The sequence below is a fragment of the Brevundimonas sp. TWP2-3-4b2 genome (assembly GCF_049897345.1).
GTDB lineage: Bacteria > Pseudomonadota > Alphaproteobacteria > Caulobacterales > Caulobacteraceae > Brevundimonas.
Window position 1 is genome coordinate 18,735 of record NZ_JAFCWB010000007.1, and the last position, 12,034, is coordinate 30,768.

11 protein-coding genes are annotated in these 12,034 nt (G+C 69.2%); 9 read left to right on the forward strand and 2 right to left on the reverse strand.

The window, feature by feature from the left end:
• Positions 1-12: 12 nt before the first annotated feature.
• The 6 genes from ptsP (at position 13) to ACP7AS_RS12200 (ending at position 6,901) form a co-directional block, all read left to right on the forward strand.
• Positions 13-2,280, forward strand: a complete 2,268-nt coding sequence (ptsP, locus tag ACP7AS_RS12175; protein WP_426029128.1) for a phosphoenolpyruvate--protein phosphotransferase — start codon at positions 13-15, stop codon at positions 2,278-2,280.
• 195 nt (positions 2,281-2,475) lie between these two features.
• Positions 2,476-3,552, forward strand: a complete 1,077-nt coding sequence (locus tag ACP7AS_RS12180) for a helix-turn-helix domain-containing protein (protein ID WP_426029129.1) — start codon at positions 2,476-2,478, stop codon at positions 3,550-3,552.
• Positions 3,553-3,607: 55 nt separating this feature from the next.
• Entirely contained in the window at positions 3,608-4,762 is a 1,155-nt protein-coding gene (gene ispG, locus ACP7AS_RS12185; protein ID WP_426029130.1) for a flavodoxin-dependent (E)-4-hydroxy-3-methylbut-2-enyl-diphosphate synthase, read from the forward strand.
• A gap of 64 nt (positions 4,763-4,826) precedes the next feature.
• Positions 4,827-5,708, forward strand: a complete 882-nt coding sequence (locus ACP7AS_RS12190) for an alpha/beta hydrolase family protein (protein ID WP_426029131.1) — start codon at positions 4,827-4,829, stop codon at positions 5,706-5,708.
• On the forward strand, positions 5,705-6,310 hold the full coding sequence (locus ACP7AS_RS12195) for a glutathione S-transferase family protein (RefSeq protein WP_426029132.1): 606 nt from the start codon (positions 5,705-5,707) through the stop codon (positions 6,308-6,310). Before ACP7AS_RS12190 ends, ACP7AS_RS12195 begins: the two co-directional genes overlap by 4 nt.
• A gap of 99 nt (positions 6,311-6,409) precedes the next feature.
• Complete coding sequence (locus tag ACP7AS_RS12200) at positions 6,410-6,901, forward strand: translation initiation factor 2 (protein ID WP_426029133.1); 492 nt, start codon at positions 6,410-6,412, stop codon at positions 6,899-6,901.
• Between the two features lie 61 nt (positions 6,902-6,962).
• On the opposite strand, the gene ACP7AS_RS12205 is transcribed toward ACP7AS_RS12200, so the two are convergent.
• The gene (locus ACP7AS_RS12205; RefSeq protein ID WP_426029134.1) at positions 6,963-7,742 is read right to left on the reverse strand and encodes a sulfite exporter TauE/SafE family protein; all 780 of its coding nucleotides are present in this window, start codon (positions 7,740-7,742) and stop codon (positions 6,963-6,965) included.
• Positions 7,743-7,939: 197 nt separating this feature from the next.
• On the opposite strand from ACP7AS_RS12205, the gene prfA reads away from it, so the two are divergent.
• The gene (gene prfA / locus ACP7AS_RS12210) at positions 7,940-9,007 is read left to right on the forward strand and encodes a peptide chain release factor 1 (protein ID WP_426029135.1); all 1,068 of its coding nucleotides are present in this window, start codon (positions 7,940-7,942) and stop codon (positions 9,005-9,007) included.
• Here the strand turns inward: prfA and ACP7AS_RS12215 are convergent, their stop codons facing one another.
• Positions 9,008-10,228, reverse strand: a complete 1,221-nt coding sequence (locus ACP7AS_RS12215; protein ID WP_426029136.1) for a YihY/virulence factor BrkB family protein — start codon at positions 10,226-10,228, stop codon at positions 9,008-9,010.
• Between the two features lie 75 nt (positions 10,229-10,303).
• Between ACP7AS_RS12215 and ACP7AS_RS12220 the strand changes: the two genes are divergently transcribed.
• Complete coding sequence (locus ACP7AS_RS12220) at positions 10,304-11,092, forward strand: MOSC domain-containing protein (protein ID WP_426029137.1); 789 nt, start codon at positions 10,304-10,306, stop codon at positions 11,090-11,092.
• The gene (gene prmC, locus ACP7AS_RS12225) at positions 11,089-11,982 is read left to right on the forward strand and encodes a peptide chain release factor N(5)-glutamine methyltransferase (RefSeq protein ID WP_426029138.1); all 894 of its coding nucleotides are present in this window, start codon (positions 11,089-11,091) and stop codon (positions 11,980-11,982) included. The genes ACP7AS_RS12220 and prmC overlap by 4 nt, the downstream gene beginning before the upstream one ends.
• Positions 11,983-12,034: the final 52 nt, after the last annotated feature.

Consider the following 12,034-nt stretch of genomic DNA (forward strand, 5'->3'; position numbering starts at 1 on the left):
AGCGGAAACGGCATGCCGGTGGGCGGATTGACGACGAGGGGGCCGCGCAACCTCCTTCGCCAGATCCGCGAGGCCATGGCCGGAGCGGCTCCGGCGCAGGAGCGGCTGGACATGGTCGTGCGCACCATCGCCCAGTCGATGGTCGCCGAGGTCTGTTCCATCTATCTGCGTCGGGCCTCGGGCGAGCTTGAGCTGTTCGCCACCCAGGGCCTGAACCCCGCGGCCGTCCACACCACCCGCCTGCGCCCCGGCGAGGGCCTGGTCGGCGAGGTCGCCCGCAGCGCCTCGCCCATCAGCCTGTCGGACGCCCCGTCCCACCCCAGCTTCGCCTACCGCCCGGAAACGGGGGAAGACCCCTATCACGCCTTCCTCGGGGCCCCGCTGCTGCGCGGCGGCCGGGCCATCGGCGTGCTGGTCGTCCAGAACCGCTCCGAGCGGCGCTATGACGACGAGGAAGTCGAGGACATCCAGACCATCGCCATGGTCCTGGCCGAGACTGTGGCCTCGGGCGAGCTGCTGGCCCAGGATGAGCTGCGCGACATCGAGGTCGCCCCCCACCGGCCGGAAACGCTGAAGGGCCAGCGCTTCGCCGAGGGCCTGGCCTATGGCCACGTCATCCTGCACGAGGCCCCGGTGCCGCCGGAAAACCTGCTGGCCGACAACCAGCAGGTCGAGGAAATCCGCCTGCGCGAGGCCCTGATCGGGCTCAAGGCCAATATCGATTCCCTGCTCGACGGCGGTCAGGGCAAGCTGGCCGGCCTGCCGTTCGAGGTGCTGGAAACCTATCGCATGTTCGCCGACGACCGCGGCTGGAACCGGTCGCTGGAAGAGGCCGTCCGCACGGGCCTGACCGCCGAAGCCGCCGTCGACCGCGTCCGCAACGAGCACCGCGCCCGCTTCGCCCAGGCGCGGGATCCCTACATCAAGGAGCGGCTGCACGATTTCGAGGATCTGGCGAACCGGCTTCTGCGGGTTCTCGCCGGCGACAAGCCGGGCGAGCGCGACCTGCCTGACGACGCCATTCTGGTCGCCCGCAACCTCGGCCCCGCCGACCTGCTGGAGTATCCGCGCCACAAGCTGAAGGGGCTGTTGCTCGAGGAGGGATCGGCGGCCAGCCACGCCGCCATCGTCGCCCGGGCCCTGCAGATCCCCTGCGTCGGCCGCCTCATGGGCCTGCGCGACCGCCTGTCCGAGGGCGATCTGGTCATCGTCGACGGCGAAACCGGCGAGACCTATCTGCGGCCCCGGCCCGACATGCTGGCCGCCGTCCAGTCGCGGATGGTGGTCCGCAGCGCCCGTCAGGCCGAGTTCACCAAGCTGCGCGACGTCCCCGCGGTCACCCTCGACGGCACCCGGATCACCGTCCTGACCAATGCCGGCCTGGCCGTGGATCTGGAGAATCTCGACGCCACCGGGGCCGAGGGCATCGGTCTGTTCCGCACCGAGTTCCAGTTCATGGTGTCGGAAGAGCTGCCCCGGCTGACCAGCCAGACGGCGCTGTACAAGCTGGTGCTGGACACCGCCGGTGACCGGCCCGTCACCTTCCGCACCCTCGACATCGGCGGCGACAAGGTCCTGCCCTATCTGGAAACGGCGCGGGAAGAGAATCCCGCCCTGGGACGTCGCGCCATCCGCCTCGGCCTCGACCGGCCGGGCCTGCTGCGGCTTCAGCTGCGCGCCCTTCTGACCGCCGCCGCGGGGCGCGAGCTGCGCGTCATGTTCCCCATGATCGCCACGGTCGACGAATTCCGCGCCGCGCGCGAACTGGTCGACGTCGAATGCGCCTGGGCCAAACGCCGGGGCCGCGCCCTGCCGGCCCTGCTGCGCGTCGGGGCCATGATCGAGTGCCCCAGCCTGCTGTGGCACCTCGACGCCCTGCTGCCGCTGACGGATTTCGTCTCGATCGGCACCAATGACCTGTTCCAGTACATGTTCGCCGCGGACCGCACGAACCCGCTCGTGTCAGACCGCTACGACCCGCTGTCGCCGCCCGCCCTGCGCGCCCTGGCGGAAATCCAGCGGAAATGCACCGACACCGGCACGCCCGTCTCGGTCTGTGGCGAACTGGCCGGCAAGCCGCTGGAAGCCTTCGCCCTGCTGACCCTCGGCTACACCCGGCTGTCGGCCCCGGCCGAGGGCGTCGGGCCGGTCAAGCGGATGATCCTGTCGGCGGATCTGACCGCCGCACGCAGGGGCATGGCCAATCTTCTCGGCTCCTCGGCCGGATCGGTTCGGGGTGAGCTGGAGTCCCTGGCCCGGAAATTGAACGTCACGATCTGATCGTCCCGCGCCGAACCCGGCCGGTACGCCTAACAAATCGTTGATCGGTCAGCTCAAATGAGTTATCCACAAGCCGAAGCCGGGGGGTCTGCGGGGGCAGGCCCGAACTGTCATCCCGATATGATACAGCCCCGGAGTTCGAGTTCGGTAGCGCAAGGGGACACCCCGGGCGCGCCGAGTGTGGGGTCTGGTTCAATGGCGCTGGATACGGGGAACGGGGCCGACGAGTTCCGGGCTCATCCCGACTGGAAGGATGTGGTGCCGTCCATCACGGATGCTCCGACTCTGGGCGACGGTCTGCGGATCGCCCGCGAACAGTCGGGCCGGTCCCTCGCCGAGCTGTCCAGTGTCACCCGCGTGCCCGCCCGCTACCTGACCGCGCTCGAACAGAACGATTTCTCGACCCTGCCCAACCGCGTCTTTTCGACCGGCTATGTCCGCGCCTATGCCGACGCCCTGGGCCTTGACGAACAGCTCGCGGTCGAACGCTTCAAGCGCGAGACCCCCGACCCGTCGGTGCCGCTTCAGGCTCCGGTCGGCGTCGCCTTCGAGGACGTCCGCCGCTATTCGCCGCGCCTGATCGCCGCCGGCCTGGCCCTGGTCATGGCCGTGGTCGGCTGGAACGTCTTCCAGCGCGTCAGCCTGATGCGCGCGCCCCAGCCATCCGATATCGCCGCCATCCCCGAAAGCTGGACCCTGGGCGCCGTGCCCGGCCAGTCCCTGCGTCTGTCCGCGCCGCAACCGGCTCCGCCCGACCAGACCATTCCCGCCCTTTACGTGACGCCGGGCCTCGAAACCCAGCTGACCGGCGTCGATCCGACATCCGCCGAAGCCCTCGCCGCTGCCGCCGCGGCCTCGCCGGTCCAACGCGCCTTCAATCCGCGGGGCGCCATCTACGGGGCCTCGGCCAGTGCGTCCCAGGTGGTGATCCAGGCTCGCAAGGCCGCCAGCCTGGTCATCCGCATGGCCGACGGCCGGGTTTTGTTCGCGCGACAACTGGCCGCGGGCGACGCCTGGCGCGCGCCGGTGGGCCTGACCGCCATGGTCGATGCGTCCTCGGACTTCGCGGATTTCGACGTCTATCTGAACGGCGAGCACGGCGGCACGCTCACAGCCGAACAGACGCCGCTCGCCCAGCTCAACGTCCGGGCCCAGGCCCTGGCGCGTCAGGCCGCCATCGAGGTCGCCGCCCGCACCCAGGCCGCCGGGATCGAGGCCCAGGAACGCGCCGCGACCGTCGAGGCCGCCATGACCACCACCGCCGGCGGCTGAATCTCGGGGCCGCTGTCGTGGCCATGCCGCAATCGATGGCCTATGTTGCGGCCTCATGAGCGCTGACCATTCGCATATCCGTCCCTGGCGTCACATCGAGCGCCGCAAATGCCGCCAGATCATGGTCGGCTCGGTGCCCGTGGGCGGCGATGCGCCGATCAGCGTGCAGTCGATGACCAATACGCCGACCTCGGACGCGGCGGCGACCCTTGACCAGATCCGCCAGCTCGAGGAAGCCGGGGCCGACATCGTCCGCGTGTCCTGCCCGGACGAGGAGTCGACCGCCGCCTTCCGCACCATCGCCCGCGAGGCGAAGGTCCCGCTCGTCGCCGACATCCACTTCCACTACAAGCGCGGCATCGAGGCCGCCCGGGCGGGCGCCGCCTGCCTGCGCATCAATCCCGGCAATATCGGGTCTCCCGACCGCGTCCGCGAGGTCATCCAGGCCGCCAAGGACCACGGCTGCTCGATGCGCATCGGCGTCAACGCGGGCTCGCTGGAGCGCGAACTGCTCGAGAAATACGGCGAGCCCTGCCCCGAGGCCATGGTCGAGAGCGCTCTGAACCACGCCCGCATCCTGCAGGACCACGACTTCCACGAGTTCAAGATTTCGGTGAAGGCCTCCGACCCCTTCCTGACCGTGGCCGCCTATCAGCAGCTGGCCGAGGCCATCGACTGCCCCCTGCATCTCGGCGTCACCGAGGCCGGCCCCCTGCGTTCCGGCACCATCAAGTCCGCCATCGGCATGGGAAACATGCTCTGGGCGGGCATCGGCGACACCATCCGCGTCTCGCTGGCCGCTGACCCGGTTGAAGAGATCAAGGTCGGCTTCGACATCCTCAAATCGCTGGGTCTGCGCCACCGCGGGGTCAATATCATCGCCTGCCCGTCCTGCGCGCGTCAGGGCTTCAACGTCATCGAGACCGTCGGCATCCTCGAGGAAAAGCTGGCCCATGTGACCACACCGATGTCGCTGTCGATCATCGGCTGCGTCGTCAACGGACCGGGCGAAGCTCTGTACACGGACGTTGGCTTCACCGGCGGCGGCGCGGGCTCGGGCATGGTCTATCTGAACGGCAAGATGGCCCACAAACAGCACAATGACGGGATGATCGACGAGATCGTCCACCTGGTTGAACAAAAGGCCGCCGAACTGGACGCCGCGCGCGCGCTCGAAGCCGCAGGTCAGGTCCTCGAGCCCGCCGAATAGTCAGCCGTTGGCGTCCGACGCCGCATCCGCTAGGCAGGACAGACCCTCTGACCCGAGAGCCGCCATGACCTCCCGCCCCCTTTTCACGCGGCTGTCCCTCGTCCTGTTGCTGGCGTTCGCCCCGGCCGCGCCCGTCCTGGCCCAGGCCGCGCCCGCCGCCGTCGCCGCGCCCAACCCGTTTGTCGCCGCCGCGAGCCACGTCGAACTTCCGGCCCCGGACGGACGCAAGATCGATGTCAGCGTCTGGCAGGCCGCCGACGAACGCGGCGTGGTCATTTTCAGTCACGGGTTCGGCGGCAGCCCCGCCAGTTACCGCCGCATACTGGCGCAGTGGGTCGACGAGGGCTTCACCGTCGTCGCGCCCCTGCACGTCGACTCCGCGCGGCATCCCGCGCGCGCCAGCTATGACGGACAGGCCGCCTTCTCCACCCGCATCGTCGACCTGGCCGTGGTGCGGGGCTTTGCGCGTCAGACCCATGCCGGAAAGCCCCTGATCGCCGCCGGTCACTCCTTCGGCTCGCTGATGTCCCTGATCGAGGGTGGTGCCGTCACCGTGGCGGGTCCGCTGGGCGACCCCGACGTCAAGGCGGTCGTCGCCTTCTCGTCTGCCGGCGACCTGGCGGGCGTGATCGGTCCCGACACCTATGCCGCACTGAAGACGCCGACCCTGATGATCACCGGCGACGCCGACCTGGTCGAGGGCTATGTCACCGACTGGCACGCCCACCGCAGTCCGTTCGACCGCGCAGCCCCCGGCGACAAGATGCTGCTGGTGTTCGAGGGTGGCGACCACAGCCTCGTGGCCAACGCCGACCAGCCCGATTTCGACCTGATCGTCCAGGCCAGTACCGACTTCATGAAATCCTACGGACTGGGTGAGGCCGCGGCCCGTGCCCGCCTCGACACCCTGTCCGCACCCGCCGGTGTCTCGCTGGAACGTCGATGATCGTCATGAAGCTCTACATCACCCACCCGTCGCCCTTTGCCCGCAAATGCCGGATCGTCGCGCGCGAGAAGGGCCTGATCGAGCGGATCGAGGAGATCGCGGTCGATCCCTACGCCAATGCCCCCGAACTGCTGGCCTCCAATCCGATCGTTCAGGTGCCCACCCTGATCGCCGACGACGGGCTGCCGATCAGCGACAGCCCGGTAATCTGCGAATACCTCGACGCGCTCGGGTCCGGGCCGCGCCTGCTGCCGCCCGCGGGCCCGGATCGGCTTCGGGTCCGTCGCATGGAGACCCAGGCCAACGCCGCGCTCGAGATGGGGGTCAAGCTGCTGCTGGAACTGCGCCGCCCCGAAGGCGAACGCTCGCCGTCGTGGATGGCCCGCTGGACCGAAAACATGGGCCGCGTCCTCGATGCGCTGGAGGCCGCCCGTCCCGACGCCGCCCGGCTCGACATGGGAGTCATCACCGCCGGCGTCGCCGTGGCCTGGATCGGCTTCCGTCACCCGGGCTATGACTGGCGCACCGGGCGTCCGCAGCTCACGGCCCTGCACGCAGCGCTGGAAGCCCGGCCCAGCTTTTCGGAAACCCGGCCCGGTTGAAACGCGTGATCACGCGCCGGTGATTGACGGTGATCAGCGGGGATGCCAAATCTGTCGCAGGTCCGCCGGGGGCGGACCAGTATTTCTTTGGGGGCTTCCATGATTTCCAACCGTTCCGTGCGCCTTGGCGCGCGAGCGCTCGCGCTCGTCGGCGTCGCACTCTCACTTCCGGCCTGCGCGACCATTACCCGTGGCTCAAGCCAGGAGTTCACTGTTCAGAGCACGCCGCCCGGTGGCCGTGTTTCGACGTCGAACGGCTTCCAGTGCGACGCCACGCCCTGCACCTTCCGTATGCCCCGCAAGGACGAGTTCCGCGCCACCGTCTCGATGGACGGCTATGCAACCCAGACCCACGACATCAAGAGCGGGGTCTCGGGCGGCGGCGCGGCCGGCATGGCCGGCAATGTCATCTTCGGTGGAATCATCGGTGGCGTGGTCGACGCCTCCTCGGGGGCCATGAACGACCTGACCCCGAACCCGCTGATCGTGACCCTGCGCACGCCCGCCGAACAGGCGCGCTGGGACGCCGAGCAGGCCGAGGCTTCGCGTCGGGCCGCCGCTGCGGCAGCTGCGACCAGCCGATCCAACTAGGTCTTCACCGACGCAAAATGAGGGGCGGGACCGGCGAGCGTCGGTCCCGCCCTTTTTCGTTTCAGGCAAACACCCCGGCCAGCTGCAGCCCCTGGAACCCGGCCACGAGCAGCAGCAGTCCGCCCACGGCATAGGTCAGGATGCGGCGCGGCACACGTTTGGTGATGACCCCCGCGAACGGGGCCGCCACCAGCCCGCCGACGACCAGCCCGCCGATGGCGGCGGCATGGTTTTCCAGCGCCCCGGCCTCGGCCCAGTGACCCGACAGCAGCGCCCAGACAAAGGTCGCGCTGATCGCCACCGTCAGAAAGAATTCGGCCGTGTTGACCGTGCCGATGGCCCGGCGCGGCTCCTGTCCGGCCCCGACCAGGGTCGAGGACACCGTCGGCCCCCAGCCGCCGCCACCGATGGCGTCGAGGAAGCCTCCGACCAGCCCGAGGGGGGCCACCATCCACGACCGGATGTAGCGCGGCGCGATGTCGTGTCCCGCACGCCACAGGATATAGACCCCCATGCCGGCCAGATAGGCGATGATGAAGGGCTTGATGACGTCGCCGTCGATCCCGGCCAGCACATAGGCCCCGAGACAGCCGCCGATCACGCCCGCGATTGCCAGCGGCACCAGCAGCCGCCAGTCCACATTGCGGTGCGCCACATGGCTGCCGGCCGAGGCGGCGGTGGTGAAGACCTCGGCCCCGTGCACGCTGGCCGAGGCCATGGCGGGCGGCACGCCGAAGGCCAGCAGCACCGACGACGAGATCACCCCATAGGCCATGCCCAAGGCTCCATCGACCGACTGCGCCACCACGCCGACCACAAGGAAGAGCAGGAAGGTTTCCATTCGGTCCCGAAATCCGCCGCCGCCACCGCGCGGCCCCGTAAGGGCAATGTGGCGCGACGGCCAAGGTTGCGCCCGGCCCCGCGACCTGACGATCTATTCATCCGTTCGTGATCAAGCCCGTCACGCCCGCATCGACAGGCGGCCCGGCCTTGGGGTAAGCCTCGCGGCCCTTTCCCCGCCTTCAGGAACTCCCGCCCTTGCGACTGCCCCAGGCCCGGCTCGATCAGGTAGTCGACCGCTTCCACCAGGTGGAGGCGCGCATGGGCGCGGCCAGCGACGGTCAGGAGATCGTGCGCCTGTCGAAAGAGCACGCCGAGATGAAGCCGGTCGCCGACGCCGTCATGGCCCTGGCGAAGACCCGGGCCGAGATGGCCGACCTTGAAGCCATGGCCGCCGATCCGGAAATGGCCGACATGGCCGCCGACGAGCTTCAGACCCTCAAGGACACCCTGCCGGACATGGAGCGCGACGTCGCCCTGCTGCTGGCCCCGCGCGACGCCGACGAGAACGCCTCGGCCGTGCTGGAAGTCCGCGCCGGCACCGGCGGCGACGAGGCGGCCCTTTTCGCGGGCGACCTGTTCCGCATGTACTCCCGCTATGCCTCGACGCGCGGCTGGCGGGTCGAGCTGGACTCGGCCACCGAGGGTGACGCCGGCGGCTACAAGGAAATCATCGCCACGGTGACGGGCGACGGCGTCTTCGGCCGGCTGAAGTTCGAGAGCGGCGTCCACCGCGTCCAGCGCGTGCCCTCGACCGAGGCGCAGGGCCGCATCCACACCTCGGCGGCCACGGTCGCGGTCCTGCCCGAGGTCGAGGACGTCGAGATCGACATCCAGGACAAGGACATCCGCATCGACACCTTCCGCGCCTCCGGCTCGGGCGGCCAGCACGTCAACAAGACCGATTCCGCCGTTCGCATCACCCACTTCCCCTCGGGGATCGTGGTCACATCCTCGGAAAAGTCGCAGCACGTGAACCGCGACAAGGCGATGAAGAACCTGCGTGTCCGCCTCTACGACATGCAGCGCCAGATGAAGGACAACGCCCGCTCGGACGCGCGAAAGTCACAGGTCGGCTCGGGCGACCGCTCGGAACGCATCCGCACCTACAACTTCCCGCAAGGCCGCGTGACCGACCACCGCATCGGCCTGACCCTGCACAGCCTGCCGCAGATCCTCGAGGGCGACATCGACCCCCTGCTCAACGCCCTGATCGCCGAGGACCAGGCCGCGCGCCTCGCCGATCTGGAAGCCGAGTTCGGCTGATCAGGGCTTCCTGATCCGCCGCTTCAGCAACCGGTCCGACAACGCCTCCGCGTGCTTCAGCGTGAAGGCCAGCGCCGCCGGCGAGCCGCGCTTGGGACCCACCGTATCCGCCACCACCGCCCCGCGCTCGCCGATCGCCGCCGGATGGCCCGTGGTGGTGTCCACCGCCGTCTGGTGCTCGATCTCCGCGTTCAGCTCGGCCCCCATGATGATGATCTGCACAGACAGCCAGGTCCAAAGCAGGAAACCCATCATCGCCGCCAGCGGCCCGTAGGACGCCGTCCGCACAAAGGTCTGCAGATACCAGCTGAAGATCAGCGACAGGATCAGGCTCAGCACGGCCGCGAAGATCGCCCCCGGCGTCAGCCACCGCCACCGCGCCTTCTGCCGGCAGGGTCCCATCCGGTAGATGATCGTCAGGGCCGCGACATAGACCAGCAGCAGCACCGGCCAGCGCAACGGCGCCAGATGGCTCCACTCGGCGGCCCAGCCGAAGACCCCCAGCACCAGCGGCACACCCACCACCAGCACGGCGGTCATCAGGATCGAGGCCAGCCCCGCCACGGTGAAGGCCATGCACATCAGGTTGTAGGTGACGATATTGCGCTTCTCGACCTCGTGATAGGCGATGTTCAGCCCGTAGAAGAGCGTCTTCACCGCCCCGTTGGCGCTCCACAGCGACAGGGCCAGGGTCCAGACCAGGGTGAAGGTCAGGGCCGTGTTCGAATTCTCGGCCAGCCGCTGCAGTTCTCCTGACAGGAACTGCGCCACGTCTAAGGGCATGACCGAGTACAGGAAATACAGTCGCGACGAGGCGTCCGCCGGATCGGCGAACAGGCCATAGACGGTCACGAAGGCCGCCAGCGTCGGAAACAGCGACAGCATGACGAAGAAGGTCACCCCGCCGGCCACGAAGCCGACCCGGTCGCCGAAATAGGACATCCCCAGCCGCCAGAAGATGTCGACCCATCCCTTGTGCGGAATATGTTCGGGCCGCTCCGCCAGACGACCGCGTCCGGGCTCCTTCGCCTCGAAATCCTCCGGCGTCGGTGCAAGCGGGGGCGCGGGCTCGGGCCGCTCCTTGCGCAGCTCCAGCCCGAATTTGTGTCCGCGCGAGTATAGCAGGTGGGCCGCCCCGGCTCCGGCGGCCAGTCCGCCCGCCAGGGCCCCCAGCGCCCCCCACAGGCCGAGCCTGCCTGTCTGTCCCGATCGCTTCTGCATCGTCGCGTCAACGGCTCCACGGTACGGGCGTTCCGGCGGCTTGCGCCGATATCACCGCTCCGGCAGGACTGGACCATGCCCGCCCCCGCGATTCAAACCCCGACCGGCGTCGTCACCGCCCTGTGGCGACATCCGGTCAAGGGCTTCACACCCGAACCCCTCGAGGCCGTCGACCTGCCGGCCGGCGGCTGGTTCCCCGGCGACCGGATGTTCGCCGTCGAGGACGGCCCCTCCGGATTCGACCGCGCCACGCCGGAACACCTGCCCAAGCAGAAATTCACGGTCCTGATGCGGACCGCCGAGGTGGCCGGCGTACGCACCCGCTGGGACGAGGCCGCCCGCGTCCTGCACGTTGCCGCCGGGCATCACCCCGCGCTGGCGATCGCCGTCGACGACCCCGCCGACCGCGCCACGTTCGAGGCCTGGCTGGCCGGCGTTCTGGGCGATGCGGTTTCCGGCCCGCTGAAACTGGTCTCGGCCGAGGGGCTGGACCACCGGTTCATGGATCACCCGCTCGGCCGGCTCTCGATCCTCAACCTCGCCAGCGTGCGCGATTTCGAGGCCCGCGTCGGGCGGCCGGTCGATCCCCTGCGGTTCCGCGCCAACGTCTGGATCGAGGGCTGGCCCGCCTGGATCGAGAACGACGGCACCGACCGCGAACTGACCCTCGGTTCCGCGCGTCTGACCGGGGTGAAACCCATCGTCCGCTGTGCCGCCACCCACGTCGATCCGCACACCGCCACGCGCGATTTCGATCTGGTCCCGGCGCTGTTCGAACAGTATGGCCACCGCTGGTGCGGCCTGTATGCAACGATCGCTTCCGGCGGACGCGTCCGCGTCGGCGACCGCCTGGAGATGACATGACCGAACAGACCCCCGCCCCGACACTCGTCGCCGCCTGGAAGGCCGCCACCGCCACCCTCAAGGCCGGCCGGATCGACAGCCCCTCGATCGACGCCCGCCTGCTGCTCGAGGTGGCGACCGGCGCGTCCCGCACCGACATCCTGACCGACCCCTATCGCATCCTCACCGACGATCAGCAGGTCCAGCTGGACGGCTTTGTCGCGCGCCGCCTGCGCCGCGAGCCCGTGTCACGCATCCTGGGGAAGAAGGGCTTCTGGAAGATCATGCTGAACGTCACCCCCGACGTCCTCAGCCCCCGCCCGGACACCGAGGCCATCCTCGACGTCGTCATGCTGGCCTATCCGCCGCACAAGGTCTTCGAGATGATCGACCTCGGCACCGGCTCCGGTGCCATCCTGCTGGCCACCCTGGCCGAACGGGCCGGGGCGCGCGGCGTCGGCACCGACATCTCGTTCGAGGCCCTGGCGGTGGCGAAAGAAAATGCGACCAACCTCGAACTCGACAATCGCGCGACCTTCCTGCGTACCGAATGGGCCGCCGGCTTCGGCGACCACAGCTTCGACCTGGTGGTGTCCAACCCGCCCTACATCCCCTCCGGTGACATCCCGGGCCTCGACCCCGAGGTCCGCGAGCATGACCCGCATCTGGCGCTGGACGGCGGCCCCGACGGCCTGACCGCCTACCGCGAACTGGCCCCCGAGATCCGCCGCATCCTGCGCCCCGACGGGATCTTCGCCGTCGAGATCGGCTGGGACCAGGGCCCGCAGGTCAAGGCCCTGTTCGAGGCGGCGGGCTTCGAGGGCGTCATCGTCGTCAAGGACCTGTCCGACCGCGACCGCGTGGTCACCAACGGCCCGGACCCCCGGACCAACCCCATTCCGAAGATGTAGGTGCGCCAAACAATCCCCTTGGAAACCGGCCCGGCCCGCGCTAAGTCTTCGT

What these genes read in the sequence shown, in the direction of transcription:
- ACP7AS_RS12220 (WP_426029137.1), top strand. Translation starts at nt 10,304, where the DNA reads ATGCCCGCCCCCGCGATTCAAACCCCGACCGGCGTCGTCACCGCCCTG.
- ACP7AS_RS12215 (WP_426029136.1), bottom strand. Translation starts at nt 10,228, where the DNA reads ATGCAGAAGCGATCGGGACAGACAGGCAGGCTCGGCCTGTGGGGGGCG.
- ACP7AS_RS12180 (WP_426029129.1), top strand. Translation starts at nt 2,476, where the DNA reads ATGGCGCTGGATACGGGGAACGGGGCCGACGAGTTCCGGGCTCATCCC.
- ispG (WP_426029130.1), top strand. Translation starts at nt 3,608, where the DNA reads ATGAGCGCTGACCATTCGCATATCCGTCCCTGGCGTCACATCGAGCGC.
- ACP7AS_RS12205 (WP_426029134.1), bottom strand. Translation starts at nt 7,742, where the DNA reads ATGGAAACCTTCCTGCTCTTCCTTGTGGTCGGCGTGGTGGCGCAGTCG.
- ptsP (WP_426029128.1), top strand. Translation starts at nt 13, where the DNA reads ATGCCGGTGGGCGGATTGACGACGAGGGGGCCGCGCAACCTCCTTCGC.
- ACP7AS_RS12190 (WP_426029131.1), top strand. Translation starts at nt 4,827, where the DNA reads ATGACCTCCCGCCCCCTTTTCACGCGGCTGTCCCTCGTCCTGTTGCTG.
- prmC (WP_426029138.1), top strand. Translation starts at nt 11,089, where the DNA reads ATGACCGAACAGACCCCCGCCCCGACACTCGTCGCCGCCTGGAAGGCC.
- ACP7AS_RS12200 (WP_426029133.1), top strand. Translation starts at nt 6,410, where the DNA reads ATGATTTCCAACCGTTCCGTGCGCCTTGGCGCGCGAGCGCTCGCGCTC.
- ACP7AS_RS12195 (WP_426029132.1), top strand. Translation starts at nt 5,705, where the DNA reads ATGATCGTCATGAAGCTCTACATCACCCACCCGTCGCCCTTTGCCCGC.